Here is an 18057-nt window from a genome sequence, read left to right as displayed (position 1 = left end):
GGCACATACAACTCACCCACCACACCCACCGGCACCAAACCCAACCACCCATCAAGAACAAAAAACGCCGCCCCCACCACCGGCCCACCAATCGGCGGCACCCCCGAACCAGCCCGCAACGGCGCACTTTTGGCCGCCCACATCGTCGTCTCCGTCGGGCCATAAACATTGAGCATCACCCGGCCCGGCGCCCACCGATCAACCACATCCGGCGGACAAGGCTCAGCCCCGATCAACAACGTTGCCGAGCCCAAACCCTCAGGCGAAAGCATCCCCACCGCAGAGGGTGTCTGGGCCAGCACACTGACGTGCTCAGTCACCAACAATGTGTGAAAGTCCTCGGGTGAACGGGCCACCGAGTCGGGCACCACCACGAGCCGACCACCGAACAACAGCGCGGCCCAGATCTCCCACACCGAGAAATCAAAGGAATAGGAGTGGAATTGCGTCCACACCTGATCGGGCGCCAATTCCACACCAATATCCAGAGAGTCGAACAGCTGCAAGACGTTTTGGTGGGTGACCGTCACGCCTTTGGGAGCGCCCGTGGTACCCGAGGTGTAGATGATGTGCGCCAGATCATCTGGCGCTGGAGCTGGTAGAGCGTCAACAGGCTGGTCGTCGATCCGCGGGTCGTCGAATTCGATGATCACCACGTGGCATCGGTCGAACCGTTCGCGCAGAGCTCGCGTCGTGACCGCTGCGATCGGCGCAGCATCAGTCATCATGAACTCAATTCGCGCCGCTGGCAGCGTCGGGTCGATCGGCACGTACGCCGCCCCGGTTTTGAGTACGGACAATATCGACACAATGGCATCGGCCGAATGCGGAAACAGCAGCGCCACAAATTGTCCCGGCCCAGCTCCATGGTTGGCGAGTAGATGCGCCAAGCGGTTCGCCCGCTGATCCAACTCCAGGTAGGTGATCGATCGGTCCTTGAATGTGATGGCAATCGCATCGGGCGCGCGGACCACCTGCTCGGTGAACGATTCCGGAATCGAAACGGGGGTGGTCGACCTGCTCAATGCTTGACGATTACCCATCTCATCGAGCCAGGCGCGCTCCTCTTCGTCGAGCAGATCAATCGATGAGAACCGCCGAGTCGGGTCAGCGGTCAACGCCGTCAACACTCGCCGGAAACGCTCGATCAGCGACTCGATACTGGCCGCGTCGAACACATCCGTACGAAACTCCACCGTTCCACCGATGCCCGCCGGCGAACCGTCCGCGCTGAACGACTCTCCCAGGGCAAACGCCAAATCCATTCGAGCAGTGTGTGTCTCGACGGGCATCGACGTGACCTGCAGGCCCTCCAGCGCCAGCTCCGCGGCGGGGTCGCTGTTACCGGCGAACTGCCAACCCACCATCACTTGAATAAGGGGATGATGCGCCAACGACCTAGTCGGATTCAGCCGTTCTACGAGTACTTCGAACGGCACATCCTGATGCTCAAAGGCCGCCAAGCTGCGCTGACGGATTTGTGCCAACAACTCGGCCACCGTGGGATCGCCGGTCAGATCGACGCGCAGCACCAGGGTGTTGACGAAGAAACCGACCAGCTCGGCCAGTGCGGGATCGCGCCGTCCAGCGATCGGAAACCCGAAGGCGACCTCGGCATTGGCACCCACCTTCGAGAGCAGCACCGCTAGAGCGGCCTGAACCATCATGAAGTTGGTGACATTGTGCTCGCGCGCTGCGCGCGCAACTTCCTCGTGCAACTCGGCAGGCCAATCCACCACCAGGCTCGCGCCGCGCTGATCCGCCACCGGCGGATAGGGCCGATCGGCTGGTAGTTGCAACCGCTCGGGCAAACCGGCCAGCGCCTCCTCCCAATAGGCCACCTGCGCGGTGATCGGACTCTCGGCGTCTTCGAGATCACCCAACAAACTGCGCTGCCACAACGTGTAATCGACATACTGCACCGGTAATGGCTCCCAGTCGGGAGCGACTCCGGCCATCCTGCTGGCATAGGCGATGCCGAGATCCCTGATGAGGGGAACGATCGACCATCCGTCGGCAGCGATATGGTGCACCACGGTCACCAGGACGTGGTCATCATCCGTGAGACGGAAAAGCACCGCCCGCAACGGAATCTCAGACCTCAGGTCAAATCCCTCGCGCACTGTCGCGCCGATGGTCTCGCTGATGCGACGTGCCGGCCAATCACCGGCGTCAACGACTTCCCATCCGAAGTCGGCCCGCTCAGGCGGAAGCACCAACTGCCGAGGAATTCCGTCTGCCGCCGGAAGCAGGGTACGCAGGCTCTCATGTCGCGCTACCACATCGGCCAACGCCTTCCCCAGCGCGCGCGCATTCAGCCGCCCGCGTAGTCGCAGCGCCGCCCCCATGTTGTACATCGGCGAGGGTCCCTGCAGCTGGTCTATGAACCACAACCGTTGCTGGGCATACGAAAGCGGCACGACAGCAGGCCGCTTCATCGGCATCAGGGGTTGAACCCGACGTGATCCCACGCTGATGCTGCCCGCCAGCTGAGCAACCGTGGGCGTGTCGAAGACCATGGGGACAGAGACGTCGGCATCCAGTGCGGTGTTGACCGCCGCGGACAGGCGCATCGCCAGCAACGAGTCCCCGCCCAGATCGAAGAACGAGTCATCGACGCCGACCCGCTCTACGCTCAGCACGTCTGCAAAGATGCCGACCAGGATCTCCTCGACCGCATCGGCCGGGCTCCGATAGCGACCGACATTCTGAGATTCCGGCGCGGGTAAGGCGCGGGAGTCAAGTTTGCCGTTGGCCGTCAGCGGCAAGGCTTCCAACGTCACCACCGCGGCCGGCACCATGTAGGGCGGCAACCGCTCAGCCGATGCGGTACGAATCTCACCCGGGTCCGCGGAGCCGGTTATGTAACCGACAAGGCGTTTGTCGCCGGGGCGATCCTCGCGTGCGATCACCGCCGCCTGCTCGACCCCATCCAATGCCGCCAGAGCCGCCTGGACCTCACCCAGCTCGATGCGATACCCGCGGATCTTGACCTGATCATCGGCACGCCCCAGATAATCCAACTGCCCATCGGGGCGCCATCGCACCAAATCCCCTGTGCGATACATCCTTTCGCCAGGCGCCCGAGCACCGCCAAACGGGCACGGCACAAACCGCGAACCGGTCAACCCCGGACGTCCCAGATAGCCGACCCCCACCCCAGCGCCGGCCACATACAACTCCCCGACCACACCAGTTGGCACCGGGCGCAACCACCCATCGAGAACAAACAACGCCGCACCCGGAACGGGGGAGCCGATCGGGACGGCTGTCAAGCCTGCCTTCAGCGGCGCGCTGATAGCGACACACATCGTGGTCTCGGTCGGACCGTAGGCGTTGATCATGACCCGGCTCGACGCCCACCTATTCAGCACCTCGATCGGGCAGGCCTCGCCCACCGTCACCAAAGCCGCCGACTCCAACCCCTCGGTCGACAAGTTCGCCACCGCTGATGGGGTCTGGGTCAGCACGCTGGCCCGTTCGGTGACCAACACGTGTCGGAAATCTTCGGGTGAGCGCACCACCGCATCGGGCACCACCAACAAACGCCCACCGCCGAGCAGCGCACCGAAGATTTCCCACACCGAAACATCGAACGCCAACGAGTGACTGTGCGCCCACACTCCCCGGGCCGGCAGGCCCTCATCCAGGGAAGCGAGCAACTGGGTCACGTTGTGGTGGGTGATGGCAACCCCTTTGGGCACACCGGTCGTCCCGGAGGTGTATATGAGGTAGGCGATTTCGTCAGCAGCTGGCGGCGACAGCGGAGCGCCGGACTGGACCTCCAGATCGGCAACGTCCAGATCGATCACGCGTAGACCGCTTGCGCCGAGTCTGTCGGCCAGGGATGCCGTGGTGAGCGCGACCATCGGCGCGGCATCGGCCACCAGGAAGTCGATGCGCTCCACCGGCGATGCGGGATCGATCGGCAGATACGCCGCTCCCGTCTTGAGCACACCCATGATCGCCGCGATCGCCTCGGCCGATCGCGGGATGAGCAGCGCTACGCACCGACCCGGGCCAACGCCCTGAGCGACCAATAGATTCGCCAACCGATTCGTGGCCTCGTCGAGCTGCCGGTAGGTCCACGAACGGGTGTTGAAAGTCATTGCGACCGCGTCCGGGCTTTGCCTCACCCGCGAGGCGAACAGCGCGGGGATCGACAGCGGGGCGGTCTCCGGCTGAGCCAAGACCCCACGGTTACCGAATTTGAACAACCGGGCCTCGTCGGGGTCGTTGAGTACACTCACCGAACACAACCGTCGTTCCGGGTCAGCGGCCATCGCCGCCATCACGCGCTCCAAGCGCTCAACTAGATCCCGGACGTCGCAATCCGGAAAGAACTGTCCGGCACCCACCGTGCTGAGGAAAAGCTCATCGTCATCTTTGAAGAAGACCAACCCGAACTCGACCGGGCCGGCGTGAGTCAATGTTCCCGTCGCGGCAACGCCCGCAAGATGCCCCGTGTGTTTGGCGGGAATGTAATTGATGACCACACGATTCGAGGCCTGGCCCGAGCCGCGGAGACTCGCCCGGTAATCGATGGAGTGCACTGGGAATCGCTGATGCTCCAGTGCTTCTTCTATTCTCGTGTGTACTCCAACGCAGAAGTCGGCAAATGACAAGTCGGGCGGAACCTTCAACACCAGCGGCACCGATCCGGAAACCATCCCGGCCACCATCTGCACTTCAGGGCGCACACGCCTACTGACCGGAAAGTCCAGCACCACCTCCGCGCTCTCGGTCTCGAACGCGCGCACCAAAAGCGCGCAGGCCGCAGTGATCACCGAGACGCGCCGCACACCCAGGGCCTCTGACAACGCTTGAATACCGGCGACCACCGAAGGGTCCAGGCGAACGGGGGCGGAAGGCTCATCGCTACGCCCTGCTTCGGCGTGCAGCCGATGACGCGGCCCGTCATCCTTGGGAAGATTTCTCATCCAGTAGGCGTAATCATCGAGGTATTCGGCAGAGGCTTCGTAATTTGTCTCGCAATCAATCAGATCGCTCAACGACCCAAAGAAGGCCGGTGAAATAGGCTCCTCCCAGGCCATCGCCGAATATATGTCCGCGATTCGGTGACATATCAGTGTCAGCCCGATCCCATCGACCACGATGTGGTGGCAGCACGCAAACAGATAGAATTCGTCTACCCGTGTGCGCAGCAACGCGAACTTGAATAATGGTCCGCTGAGGGGCATCAACGTCTGTTGGATCGACGAAGCCAGGCGAAGGGCGTCTTGGGCAGGATCCTGCGAGCTCAAGAGGTTGTAGCGGGCGAGCGGTACGTCGGGGTAGTCAACCAGCTCCTGGAAAACGTGGTCACCCACCTTGAAGAGGCTGGCTCGAAGTGGTTCGGCCTCCTGCACCACTTGAACGATGGCCCGCTCGAGCAGATCGGGATCAATCTCCCCCTCGATGCGGACGAGCTCGCCCAACTGCCACTTAGCCCCGAAAGAGCCTGATTCCTGAGCGAGCCAGATGTCCAACTGTCCCCGCGTTAGCGGATAGGCCCGATTTTCGACTTTCATCCCACTCCCCGCCCGAGAGGGTCGACTGATCAGAAGCTCAGCCGAATGCTTCGTTTCGTGCCGGCGTCGTGGCTGAAGTCAGCCTCTTCTTGATTGAGTGACGCGGAAACGGCATGCGCTCGGCATCGCCGTGAATGAACCGCCACGCGTCCACGAGCATCGACGGCCGACCGCACCTCTGGCCCTGGTTCATCGCCAGGACGGCAGCGTTTCCGCCGCCATCGTCGAGTCGGTCAATGCTCATCGATGCTCCAGACCATCGCAAACATGACTTGTACCAGTCGATACAGACCCTACTGTTCCTCCGGAGGTCGGTCCTCCGTTTAGGCAAAGTTCTCACCTGAGTCCCAGGACGGCGACAGTAACCCCGTATAAAACTCGTTACCGGTCCACCTCCCGGGTTGCGATTACTTGACAACGGTCCTACTTAGCGCGACTAGCATCGGATACGCCCCGTCATCGCGTAGTTTCCGGCAATTGACACCATCGCAATTAAAATCGCTACAGCGAATAGCCGTACCCCGTGCACTGCAGAATCAGCAAAGTGCCACGATGCCAAAAGCACCTAAGCGTGTTGCGAGGTCCGGTGATGCCCACACGTACCGGTACGAGAGCGGAATAGCCTCACGCACGCGACATTCACGGGCAAACGTCCATTCGTATTCGGGGGCGGGCGGGGTTGATAACTCGGCGGCGTTCCGAGAATGGCGGGGGCTTATGCACGCACCGGAAATGGTTGGCAGGAAGTGGAGAACATGAGCCATACCCGCAGAACCGGTCGGTTTCCCGCACTGGGACGCGACATATCGCGACAACAAAATACCGGTGGATCCGTCCACGGCTGGCCTACCCTTTTGGGTGTGGTCTCCGGTCACCACCCTGCTATTAATGTCCACGGCCTGACCAAACGGTTCGGACGTATAGTGGCCGTCGAAGACCTCGAGATGACCGTCCCGCCCGGCGAGGTGTTCGGTTTCCTGGGCCCCAACGGGGCCGGAAAATCGACGACGATCCGCCTGCTGCTCGGGCTGATCCGGCCGACTTCTGGCAGTGCAGAGATATTCGGTTGTGCCGCAACGGATGTCCGTCGATCACATGGCCGCATGGCGTATGTCCCCGCTGATGTCGCTCTATGGCCGAGATTGACGGGCGCCGAGATCCTGGAACTGCTGGGATGCCTGGGCCCCGGCGTCGACGTCGTTTATCGGAAGCAGTTGGTCGAGCGCTTCGACCTGGACCTCCACAAGCAGGCCAAGACGTACTCGACCGGTAACCGGCAGAAGGTAGCCCTTGTGGCGGCATTTGCGACAAGAGCTCCGCTTCTGGTGTTGGACGAGCCAGCGAGTGGCCTGGATCCGTTGATGGAGAGGGCGTTTCGTGGCTGTGTCGCAGAAGCACGCGAGCGGGGGCAAACCGTGTTTCTCAGCTCTCATCAGCTGGCCGAGGTAGATGCCGTTTGTGATCGAGTGGGGATTCTCCGTGCGGGACGCCTCGTCGAAGTCGACACAATCGCCGATCTGCGGCAGCTACGCCGGACCGTCGTCGAAGTGTCATATCGCGGCATCCAACCCTCTTTCGTGGGTGTCGCCGGAGTATCCAATGTCGAGCATCTGAACCGAGGGAGACTGCGGTTCGACTTGACCGGATCACCGGTGGGCGCGCTTCGAGCGCTTGTGGACGCCGATGTGACTGCACTCGCGATGCGGGAACCAACGCTCGAAGAGATCTTCCTCGCATACTACGGACAGGTGCGATGACAACCGGCCCACCCCGTTCGGTGACTGACAAGCTGCAACCGGAACGAAGGCGGGCGATGACTCGTCTCGCCGTCCGGCAGGTTCGCCGCGGCGCATTGATAGTTGCCGCCGCCTGTGCGGCGATGTCGACGTGGGTTGCCAGCCAATATCGACCGATCGGAAATATGCTCGATGAATCTGGACTGCAAGCCCTTGCTGAGAACTCTGCTGTCAGAGTCTTGTCCGGACCACCGGTCGCGCTCGACGATCCCGGTGGTTTCACCGTATGGCGCACCGGGACACCAGTGGCGCTGCTCGCGAGCGTATGGATCATCTTCGCCGCCACACATCTCACTCGAGGTGAAGAAGACGAAGGACGATGGGAACTGCTTCTCGCGGGGCGACTGCGGATGGCCGATATCGTCGTCCGCTGTCTAGCTGCCCTCGCTGCATCCGCGGCCTTGATCGGTATGGCTGTCGCAATGGGCCTCTTGGCAGCACGTGCCGAGGTGACTGGCACTCTTATCTATGCGGGTGGGATAACCTGCACAACTTTGACCTTCGCGGCGGCAGCCGTGCTTGCAGCACAGACGGTGCCTTGGCGATCTGGTGCCATAGGGCTTACCACCGCGGTTCTGGGCTTGGCACTTGCCCTGCGCATGATCGCCGACGGGTCGCATCGGTTCGCCTGGTTCGCATGGGCGACGCCATTCGGGCTGACCACCCGCGCGGCGCCGTACGCCGAGAATCGCATCCTGCCCCTTTTTGTGCTGATCGCATTCCCTTTGGCGCTCGGCGGAGCGGCCGTCGTCGCAGCACACCGCCGCGATCTGGGGGGCGGCATTGTCGCGGCGCCGGTGAGCCGTCCACCGCGAACCCGGTTGTTCGGGTCGGTCGAGGGGTTCGCACTTCAGCGAACAGCGCGGAGCATGCTCTGGTGGACGACAGGCATCGCGGCGTACTTCTTCGTGGCGGGAGCGCTCCTCGCCTCGATACTGGACCTGGTCGAGACTCAACCCCGGTTCAAGGAGCTCGCTGCGGCGACTGGAACCGGCGGGGACAACCTTGCGAACGCGTTCGCGGCCGCCCTGTTCGGAGTGCTCGCGATCGCGACGGGACTCTACGCCACAATGCGCTTCGCCACGATGGTCGGCGACGAGAAGGCCGGTCGATGGGCCTTGGTGCTCGCCCAGCCCATTGCGCGTATACGTCTGTTCTCTGCCGAGACCGCGGTGATAACTGCCGGGGTCGCCGCCCTGCATTGCTCGGCGGCAGTCGCCCTGTGGTGCGGCGCCATGATGACCGGCGCTCCGGTGCAGTTGGCCCACGCACTCGCCGGGTCGACGACCTTCGTTCCCGTGGCGCTGCTCGCTGTCGGTGCCGCTGCTGTAGGCGTCGGGTGGTTTCCATCCGCGGTCGGCACTCTCGGTGCACTTCCCCTCGTTATTGGATACCTGATGAATGTGGCAGTGCAGACTACGAATCCGCCCGGCTGGGTCGCCGATCTGTCGCCCTGGACGCACCTCACCGCAAGCCCAGATAAGCCGGTTGATGGGCTTGCCACCGGGATCTTGCTGCTGATCGGCGTCTGCTTGACCGCGCTCGGCGCGTATGGGTTTGTCGGGCGCGACACAGCCAATTGAGATGACGAATTCCACCGCCACCTCACAACATGCGAAGGGCTGACGCTCTGGCTAGCGATGCTGCGAGTTCTGCGTGTCGACCGCGACCGGGCAACGTCGTCAGCGTCGGCCCCCACTCGACGGGCGCCCTCGCCCCCGCGCCGCCGACCACGGGTCGCGATCCGGCGACGAGGCGATCCAGACCGGCTTATCATGGTCGGAGCAGAAAACGCCTTCAGAAGGTGCCCGAAGTTGCGGCTCGCGCCAGGAGGAATCCACATGGGGTTTATACCGGTCTTCGGAGAAATGAAGGAGACAGTCGAGGACGCCTTCGAACTTCTCAAGCGGGCGGTTACCGCCCTGGAACTGCTTGCAGCAGAACAGAAGCGGGCTAATGACCTATACGTCGAAGTGAATCAGGGCGCGCCGTCCCGCGCCCGAATCGCCCGCAAGGTGCAATAGCCGCCGGCAAGCACCAAAGGACCGCCCGACTTGTCCCGGGCCAGCCGTCAGCAGACGGGTGCCTCTGTGGAATGGACTTCGATGGCTAGCCACCGGAGCCTATGCGCGGCCCGCGCCGTCGGGGTCGCATCGAGCCGCGGTATTCGGTGCTTCGCAGAAACAAGGGTTTATGACCACCCGTCCCACACCACCATTGCGTTCGTTTACCAGGCACTTAACATCGTTGTATCCGTTGAGGGGGTGGCGTGAACGATCTCGAGAACCTCGACTTTTTCATTGACAACTCGCTCGTAGATGATCCCTATGCCTACTACGACGCGCTGCGTCGTTGTCCGGTACAGCGCGAGCCGACGCACGGCGTGGTGCTGGTCTCTGGATACGACGAGGCGGTCGCCGTGCAACGCGACCCCGACCAGAACCTGTCGGTATGCAACATAGTGAGCGGTCCATGGTCGGGAATCCCGGTCAACACCGACATCGATGACATTTCGGAGGTGATCGAACGGCACCGCCACAAGGTGACGTTCGGCGACTACTTCATTACGTTCGACCCGCCGAAGCACACCGCGCACCGCTCGTTGTTGAGCAAGTTGTTCACCCCCAAGCAGCTGAAGCACAACGCCGACTTCCTATGGCGACTTGCCGACGAGCAACTCGACTGCTTCATTGGAAACGGCAGGTGCGAGTTCGTCCTCGACTACAGCTTTCCTTTCACAGTGGTGGCGATCGCCCACTTGCTCGGCGTACCCCAGAACGATCTCGAGCGGTTTCGAAGCGCTGCCGCAGCCAGCAGACTGCGAGGTGAACGCCGCGACTTCGTTGGCGCGAGAGAGGAATGGTTTGTCGACTACATTGAGGATCGGCGTCGCGAACCGCGTCACGATGTCCTCACCGAGCTTGCGTTGGCGAAATTCCCAGACGGCACAACACCAAGCGCGATGGATGTTGCCCGCGTCGCAACATTCATGTTCGCCGCGGGCCATGGCACGTCGGTCGACTTCATGAGCAACGCGATGCTGATGCTGGCGGAGCGCCCGGACCTGCAAGAGCACCTGCGTGCGGACCGTTCAAAGATCCCCGCATTCATCGAAGAATTGCTTCGCTTCGAAAGTCCGATCAAATCGAACTTTCGTATGGCGCGGCGCACCACCAGGATCGGAGACGTCGATGTGCGAGCTGGTACGAGCGTACTCGTGATGAATGGTGCTGCGAATCGCGATCCGCGACGGTTCGATAAGCCCGATGAGTTCCGACTCGATCGTCCGAATATGCTGCAGCACATCGCGTTCGGTCGGGGTATCCACACCTGCCCGGGTGCCCCGATCGCACGTACGGAGGCACGGTTGACCTTGGAGCGAGTCCTCGATCGGATGGCCGAGATTCGGCTCGCAGAGCGCGAGCACGGTCCGGCCGGCGATCGTCGGCTCAAATGGGACCGCACTTTTTTGTTCAGACGCCTCAAAGAGCTGCACCTCGAGTTCACGCCGGTCTGAGCCGGTAGGTCGGCAATTGCGGATGATTCCTGCGGCGCGTGCCGGGGCGCGGAGCGCTATGGACGCTGAGCCTCCGCCATTGCAATCCGCTGCATCGCAGTGGGATGCGTGCCGCGGATTATCAAGGCCCATGTCGGCGGGTCGGGATCGATGAGTCCCGAGAGTGCGAAACCTCGTTGTGTTCCGATGGCACTCGCCACATCGCCCGTCGTGCGCAGCGCGAGCCAATCGGCTTCTGCCTCGTAGTGGCGCGAAATAGCGTTTTGCGCCGGTTGCAGCAAGATGAGAAGCGCGGACGCGCACAATACGGCCAGGGGAACGACTGCGGGATCGCGGAGGCCTCCGCGACGCTCGGTGACCCAGGCGATCGCCGACAAGGCCGGAATCGCGAATAGTGCAAACCAAGCACCGCGCTTCCAAACGTGTCCGCGCGCAGCGTGGGCCAATTCGTGCGCGGATACCCACACGATTTCGCTGTGTGTGAAGCGCCCGTCGAGAAGGGTGTCGTAGAGAACGACATGCCTCGTCGGACCGATCCCCGTCACCTTCGCATTGGCAGTCGTAGAGCGGCGACTTGCATCGGAGACGTCGACGGATGTGATGCTGACGCCGAGACGATCGGCGAGTGTCTCGATCTGAGCAGACAGATTGCGGTCGCCGACCGAGGAATAGCGATTGAACAGCGGGTCAATGAGAAGTGGCTGTGCGATAACTACTAAGACGCCGATGAGAGCGATGACGGGCGTCCCGGCCATCCACCAATGCCGCCCGAACCGGATGGCCAGGTAGACCGCCCCGGTGACTGCCAGCGACACGACCGCTGTCATCAAAAGGCCGGCGAGCGTTCGGTCCACCAGCCACGCTCCGTAATCTTGGGCCCTGAGGCCGAAGCGACGAGACCACCAATGCTCGGCCACCCCGATCGGCAGGATCGCGAGCCACACGGCGAGCGAGCAGCATGCGGCCACTGCGGCACCGCGACGAATCACCGCATTCGGCGCTAGCCGGAGCATGCGGCTGACTTTCGACGCAAGAAGGTGGCGTCGCCATGTGAGCAGTGCGAGTACGCCCAGCCCGGCAAGCGTGGACGCAATCCAGAACCAGCGGGCGACAGAACCGAACTCCTGTATTTGATCGAGTTCCGACGCAGAGAAGTAGCTCGATGGGCTCGGCTTTCGCAGGTCGAGCGCCGGAACCTCCGTGCGGAGGAGCAAAAGGGCGGATGCCCCCCAGAAGCCAGCGCTGAGCATCATCCCAATCAGCATCCGCGTCCGCTTGCGAGCGAGGGCGGAAGATGCCTTGGCCCGCACTACTCGGGGGCGTTGCTTGACACGATCGGCAGGCGTGGGCCTGGAGCGGTCTGGTGTCTTTCCAAGGTTGTCGGCGATGGACGTCAGCCTAACGTCGAACCATCAGCCGAACACTGTCAAGCATCGCCGGAGTCCGAATGACACCCACTCAATGAAGTAATACGCACTCTGACGCGGGTGGGGGCATCATTCGCGAACTTGTGGCACCGCCCAGCCACTGCACCAGCGGATCTCCCCTATGTCCGGCGCGGTCTGCGGGCCGGCTCGGCGAGTCTGCCTTCGATCGTGTAATCGACCAGGTTCGCAGGAGCATCGGCGCGGAATAACGTGTCCGGACGCTACAGCTAGGGCGCCAGACGTAGCACGCCCAAGCGGACGAGCGGCTGGATCACGCCGACTTTCTCGGCCGCGGTGAGGCCGCCCGGGAGCTCGCGGACATAGAACGAGTGCGTGTTGACGATGAAGTCCACTGCTTCGCTTGCCATTTCATCGACCGAGAGCATCGTGTCGCCCGTGCTATTCATTATGTGGATGGTGTGGTTCTCGGCGGCGACCGTCAAAGTCTCTGCCATATCGTTGATGACCCGGGTGCACGGAGCGACGTTGTCGCTGTCGTACCAGATTGCTGGGAGCGGGTGGCCGAACAACTCCTCGTATCGCCGGCAGAAGTCGTCGAAGGAAGCGGTCTCTTGGGGACCGTCCAGTAGCGTCGTTTCGGGCCCGCCGCGCTCACCGGCGGGCGCGTGGTGGACGTAGCTCCCGAAGTACCGCTGACCGTAGTCGGTGTACTCGGTGGTGAACAGCACGAAGGCGTGCCAGGCTTCGTCCACCATCGCCGAACACATGTCGAACGACTTGTCAGGGGTTGCCGCGCACAGCACGAGGTATTTCTTCGCCTCGGTGAAGAGTTGTTCGGCAAACTCCTGGGTCGCGACGACCCGGTCCCTGACGAGTCGATCGATCACATAGGGCGCTTCGAACGCCAACGCCGCTTCAAGTCGACCTTCAAGCGCCACGGCAGATCACCGTCTCCCGGACGAAACACCGGCGCGGGGTTGAATGCACCCGCAATTGGCAGGAGCGGATCGTCCTGCGGGGCTGGTGATGGTGAGCCTGCCGACGGTGACCTTCTCCACGGTGTTCCTCGTCTTGCTCATGTTAGCTACCTTTCTGTTGCCAGGCCCGCTGGTCGAGGCCCGTTCGGTGAACCAACTATCGCCCGCGGCGACAGCTCGAACAGTCCGCAGACCGGAGGATTCGAAGGGGGAACCGCCGTCCACCGATCGGGGGACCCCAGGCGTGAGGTCAGTTTGCGATGAGCTTGCAAGAGTCAGCTGAGAAACGAAAAGCCGTGGCCTTCAACGACTCCTGTGTACGCCGATAATGCATCGACAGCAGCCGGGTAGTTGGTTTCTATCCGCTGACTTCTGTCGATGGTCGCCGCTGAAGAGATCCCGAAGCGATACAGGTTGGGATAAATTTACCGAATGGAGAAATTGACGCTCCCAATAAATAGCCTGGCGATCGGAGTTGCTCTGGCTCCCCTCACGGGCGCCGAGCCGTTACCGCTGGCCCAGAGCGATTGCCATCCGAACTACTCCGGTGCCTGCGTGCCGACCGGCTACAGCGACGTCGACTGTGCCGGCGGTAGCGGGAACGGCCCTGGGTATGTCGACGGTCCTGTGTATCTTGTGCCTGGCAAAAGTGATGTTTACGGGCTTGATCGCGACGGCAACGGAGTTGCGTGCGAAAAGTGACTGGCGGTCGCGGGCGGAAGTCGAAGCGGCCTGAGCGGAGGGCCGGCTGCCACGCTCATCTCCCTCATTTAGGGAGTGTCAAGGATCAGCCGAAGTAACTGTCAACCATCAGCCGAAATACTGTCAGGCATCACCCGAAGACCAAATGTCAGGCATCAACCGCAGTAATACAACGATGCTGTGGGGCGGGCGGGGCTCGAACCCGCGACCAACGGATTATGAGTCCGCGGCTCTAACCGACTGAGCTACCGCCCCCGGCGCGTTGCGCGGCACCATCGTCCCATATCGCGATGTGCCCACCTCGCAGCGACTGATTCGCTCCCAGCGATTTATTCGCTGCAAGGTGGGCACCACAGCACTACCTCCCCGGGAGCCGTCATGCGATATCGGCGTACACCGGCTGCCCGTCGTCGCCGATCGAGTACCGCTCGGTGCCCGAAGCCACCCGCGGCGCATCGGCGCCCAGCGACACCGCGATCTTGTTGCACGCATTACGCATGACATCCAGCGTCAGCTCGAACGCCTGCTTCTCCGAGAAATTCCGCCGCACTACCGCCGCCACCTCCGCGTCGATGTTCGCCGGCGACCAGATCAGCGCATCGACATATCGCAGCGCCGCCTTGTGCGCCTCCGTCAGGCTCTCGGCGGATTCATAGTCCTCGATCTGCCCGTACATCTCCTCCGAGCCGCCCGAATCCAACGCGTCGCCGTCGCGCAACGATTTGCAGAGCCTGCAGTTGTGCTGTGCCGCGCCACGCAACCGAACGATCTCCGTCGTCACGGGATCGAGTTCGTGTAGCCGCGCCACGGCGGGCGCGAACCCGTTGAGCAACGCGTCAGTCGGATCGGTCTCGTGATCCCACGCGGTGACTTCGCCAAGTCGTGGCCTACCGAGGCCCAGGGCCTCAAAACCGCACCAGACCCGCGGCACGAAGTCGGCAATGAAGATCATCGTCGCGGTTCGGAACGCGTTGTCACCCAAGGCATCCATGAACCGGACCCGTTGGTTGTCGCCAATTCCGGTCACGTCCACCGCAAACTGCTCGGCAAAGGCGGTGACGATGCGGTCCGCGTCGGAATGCTCGTCGAAGAGGTCGGCCTCCACAGGCAGCGGCGGCAGCGACCGTGCCCTGCCACAGGTCAACCGGATCAGCGTGTCAAGTCGAGTGTTTCCCGACGACAGCGGCACCAACCCGTTGAGCCTGGCGGCCAGTTCTTCTTCGACCATGAGAGGATTATTGCGCCTGGCTGACCGAAGACATGTGAAAGTCGGGAATCCGCAACGACGGCATCGACGCCCGCGTCGCCCAATCACCCCACTCGCGCGGCAACGTGACCTCGCCGGCGCCCGCCTCCGTCGCACGGCGCAGCAGGTCCAACGGGCTTTCGTTGAACCGGAAGTTGTTGACCCCCGCTGTCACCTCGCCGTCCTCGATCAGATACACGCCGTCCCGGGTCAGTCCCGTCAACAGCAGCACCGCCGGGTCGACCGCCCGCAGGTACCACAGCGTGCTCAGCAGCAGACCGCGCTCGGTCCCGGCGATCATGTCCGCCAGTTCCGACTCCCCACCGGTCATCAGCAGGTTGTCCGCCGGCACCGCCGGGGCCGCGTCGAATTCCGCGGCAGCAGCCCGAGAATAGGCCAATGAGTTGATCCCGCCGTCCCGGATCCAGTCCACCCGATCGATGTCCATCCCGTTGTCGAACACCGAAATCCGTTCCGACGACGTCGACGTCGCGACGAACGGCGTGCACGCCAGTCCCGATGCGAACGGATCGGAGTACAGCGTCAACGGCAGGTCGGTGAGCCGCTCCCCCACCCGCGTGCCACCGCCCGGCGCCGAGAACGCCGTGCGGCCCTCCTGCGCGCCGCGCCCGTCCATCGCCCAGGTCAAAAAGATCATCAGGTCGGCCACCGCGGACGGCGGCAAGATGGTCTCGTAGCGGCCGGCGGGCAACTCCACGGTGCGCGCGGACCACCCCAGGCGCATCGACAACTCGTCGAGCATGGAATCGATTGGCACACCATCGAAGTCGGCAGTGCTGACACCCACCCACGCGCTGGCGCCGTCACGTTTGCCGTTGATCTCCACCGAGCCCGTCGGCTGCGTGTAGCGCCGCCGCAGCCCGCCCGAAGTCGCCAGGAACGTCGTCTCCAGGATGTGCCGCGCATACCCGTACAGCCGGTCGCTGCCGCGGAACCCACGGGCGAGGCCGTCGGCCACCGGCAGGAACACCTCCGCTCCGGTGCTCGGCACCGGCGCATCCCAATCCGGTGGTGCGTCGCCCCCGGCCAGTAACGGCGCGCTGTCGCGGGCCTCCGGCGCAGAGCGCGCCGCCTCCTGCGACGCCGCCACCAGACCGGCGATCGTCGACGGGTCGACCTCGCTGGACCGCACCGAGCCGACATGCGATGCACTGCCTTTGCGCACCACCGAGATCACTGTCGTGTAGCGCGTGGTCGACTCGCCGTTGGTGGTCATCGAGTTGCCCGCCCACCGCAACGACGCGTCGGCCCGATCGGTCACCACCACGACCGTGTCGTCGGCCGCACCCAACCGGGCCGCTTCGGCCAGCGCGATCTCCACCACCTGCTGTGCGCCGATCATGACCGCCCCGCCTCGTCCCGGGTGTTGAGCACGTTCACCCCGCGGAACAACGCCGACGGGCATCCGTGGCTCACCGCGGCGACCTGCCCGGGCTGCGCCTTGCCACAGTTGAACGCCCCGCCGAGCCGCCACGTCGACGGTCCACCGACGGCTTCCAGCGAGCCCCAGAAGTCCGTCGTCGTCGCCTGGTACGCGACGTCGCGAAGTTGGCCGTCGAGCCGGCCGTCGCGGATGCGGAAGAACCGCTGCCCGGTGAACTGGAAGTTGTAGCGCTGCATGTCGATCGACCAGCTTTTATCTCCGACGATGTAGATGCCGTCGTCGACGCGGGCGATCAGGTCCTCGGTGCTTACCTCGTCGGCGCTGGGCTCCAGCGACACGTTGGCCATCCGCTGAATCGGCACGTGGTGCGGCGAGTCGGCGTAGGCGCACCCGTTGGAGCGCTTTACCCCGAGTCGCGGCGCGAAGACCCGGTCCAACTGGTAGCCGACGAAGATGCCGTCGCGCACGAGGTCCCACTTCTGCGCCTGCACCCCCTCGTCGTCGAACCCCACTGTCGCCAAACCGTATTCAACGGTCCGGTCGGCGGTCACGTTCATGACCGGTGAGCCGTAGCGCATGGTGCCCAGCTTGTCGGGCGTGGCGAAGGACGTCCCCGCGTAGGCGGCCTCGTATCCGATCGCCCGGTCGTATTCGGTGGCGTGGCCGACCGATTCGTGGATCGTGAGCCACAGATTCGACGGATCGATGACCAGATCGGTCGGCCCGGCCGTGACGCTGGGCGCCTTGACCTTCTCGGCCAGCCACGCCGGCAGCATGGCCAGTTCCTCGGTCCAGTTCCACACGTCGTCGCCGGCGACGTACTCCCATCCCTGCGCCGTCGGCGGGGCCAGCGTGCGCATCGTCTCGAACGTCCCGGCCGCGGCATCGACGGCGACCGCCTCCAGCGACGGCTGCACCCGCACCCGCTGCTGAGTGATCGTCGAGCCGAACGTATCGGCGTAGAACGTCTGCTCCTTGGCGGTGTGCAAACCGGCCGAGACATGGTCGACTCCGTCAGCCGCCAACAGCCGTCCGGAGTATTCACCGAGCACCGCCAGCTTGTCGGGCGTGCCGACGGTGAACGGGTCGATCCGATAATCCGAAACCCAAGTGGCGTCCGAATACACGGGTTCGGGGGCCAGCTCGATGCGCTCGGCGTTCAGGGCCGCCAGGGTTCGTGCCACCCCCACGGCGCGGCGCGCGGTCTCGGCCGCGACGTCCGCGCTGAGCTCGGCGTGAGACGCGAAGCCCCACGTCCCGTCGACGATCACGCGCACCGCCAGGCCGATCTCCCGGTCGACGACCGCGGTCTGCAGTTCGCCGTCGCGCAACTGCACGTACTCGGAGGTGATCGCGTGGATGCGAAGGTCGGCGTAGCTGGCGCCGGCGGCCACCGCCGCCGACGTCGCCGCGTCGGCCAGCGCATACCGCGGCAGGTCGAGGAAGTCAGCGTCGACTCGTCGGGTAGCCCTCACGCCACCACCGTAGTGGTGGC

The 18057-nt window shown here is 63.6% G+C and carries 9 protein-coding genes and 1 tRNA gene; 3 read left to right on the top strand and 7 right to left on the bottom strand.

Annotated features, from left to right (window positions below; translation table 11 throughout):
- The coding region (locus tag AU198_RS08985) for a non-ribosomal peptide synthetase (protein ID WP_064347705.1) at positions 1 to 5531 on the bottom strand (5531 nt) is incomplete at its 3' end.
- 944 nt (positions 5532 to 6475) lie between these two features.
- Here AU198_RS08985 and AU198_RS08975 point away from each other — a divergent pair.
- From AU198_RS08975 to AU198_RS08960, 3 genes are all read left to right on the top strand, one after another.
- Positions 6476 to 7288: an ABC transporter ATP-binding protein gene (locus AU198_RS08975; RefSeq protein ID WP_231744613.1), complete on the top strand. Its 813-nt coding sequence runs from the start codon at positions 6476 to 6478 to the stop codon at positions 7286 to 7288.
- Positions 7289 to 7344: 56 nt separating this feature from the next.
- Positions 7345 to 8910, top strand: coding sequence for an efflux permease Rv1217c-related protein (locus AU198_RS08970; protein WP_197416068.1), 1566 nt, complete (start codon positions 7345 to 7347; stop codon positions 8908 to 8910).
- Between the two features lie 686 nt (positions 8911 to 9596).
- Complete coding sequence (locus AU198_RS08960; protein ID WP_064347696.1) at positions 9597 to 10844, top strand: cytochrome P450; 1248 nt, start codon at positions 9597 to 9599, stop codon at positions 10842 to 10844.
- Between the two features lie 56 nt (positions 10845 to 10900).
- Here the strand turns inward: AU198_RS08960 and AU198_RS08955 are convergent, their stop codons facing one another.
- The 6 genes from AU198_RS08955 to AU198_RS08930 all read right to left on the bottom strand — a co-directional run bounded on the left by AU198_RS08955 (position 10901) and on the right by AU198_RS08930 (position 18037).
- Positions 10901 to 12109, bottom strand: coding sequence for a M48 family metalloprotease (locus tag AU198_RS08955; RefSeq protein ID WP_156431533.1), 1209 nt, complete (start codon positions 12107 to 12109; stop codon positions 10901 to 10903).
- 389 nt (positions 12110 to 12498) lie between these two features.
- Positions 12499 to 13170 carry a glycine-rich domain-containing protein gene (locus tag AU198_RS08950; protein ID WP_064347693.1) on the bottom strand — a complete coding sequence of 224 codons (672 nt, stop codon included), beginning with the start codon at positions 13168 to 13170 and terminating at the stop codon, positions 12499 to 12501.
- Positions 13171 to 14092: 922 nt separating this feature from the next.
- Positions 14093 to 14166: transfer RNA gene (locus tag AU198_RS08945), tRNA-Ile, on the bottom strand.
- A 121-nt stretch (positions 14167 to 14287) separates the two neighbouring features.
- The gene (locus AU198_RS08940; RefSeq protein WP_064347692.1) at positions 14288 to 15139 is read right to left on the bottom strand and encodes a carboxymuconolactone decarboxylase family protein; all 852 of its coding nucleotides are present in this window, start codon (positions 15137 to 15139) and stop codon (positions 14288 to 14290) included.
- 7 nt (positions 15140 to 15146) lie between these two features.
- On the bottom strand, positions 15147 to 16520 hold the full coding sequence (locus AU198_RS08935) for a metallopeptidase TldD-related protein (RefSeq protein ID WP_064347690.1): 1374 nt from the start codon (positions 16518 to 16520) through the stop codon (positions 15147 to 15149).
- On the bottom strand, positions 16517 to 18037 hold the full coding sequence (locus AU198_RS08930; protein ID WP_064347688.1) for a TldD/PmbA family protein: 1521 nt from the start codon (positions 18035 to 18037) through the stop codon (positions 16517 to 16519). Before AU198_RS08930 ends, AU198_RS08935 begins: the two co-directional genes overlap by 4 nt.
- Between the last annotated feature and the right edge of the window lie 20 nt (positions 18038 to 18057).

Origin of the sequence: Mycobacterium sp. GA-1199, assembly GCF_001500045.1 — a bacterium.
Lineage (GTDB): Bacteria > Actinomycetota > Actinomycetes > Mycobacteriales > Mycobacteriaceae > Mycobacterium.
This window is presented reverse-complemented; position numbering and strand designations above follow the sequence as displayed.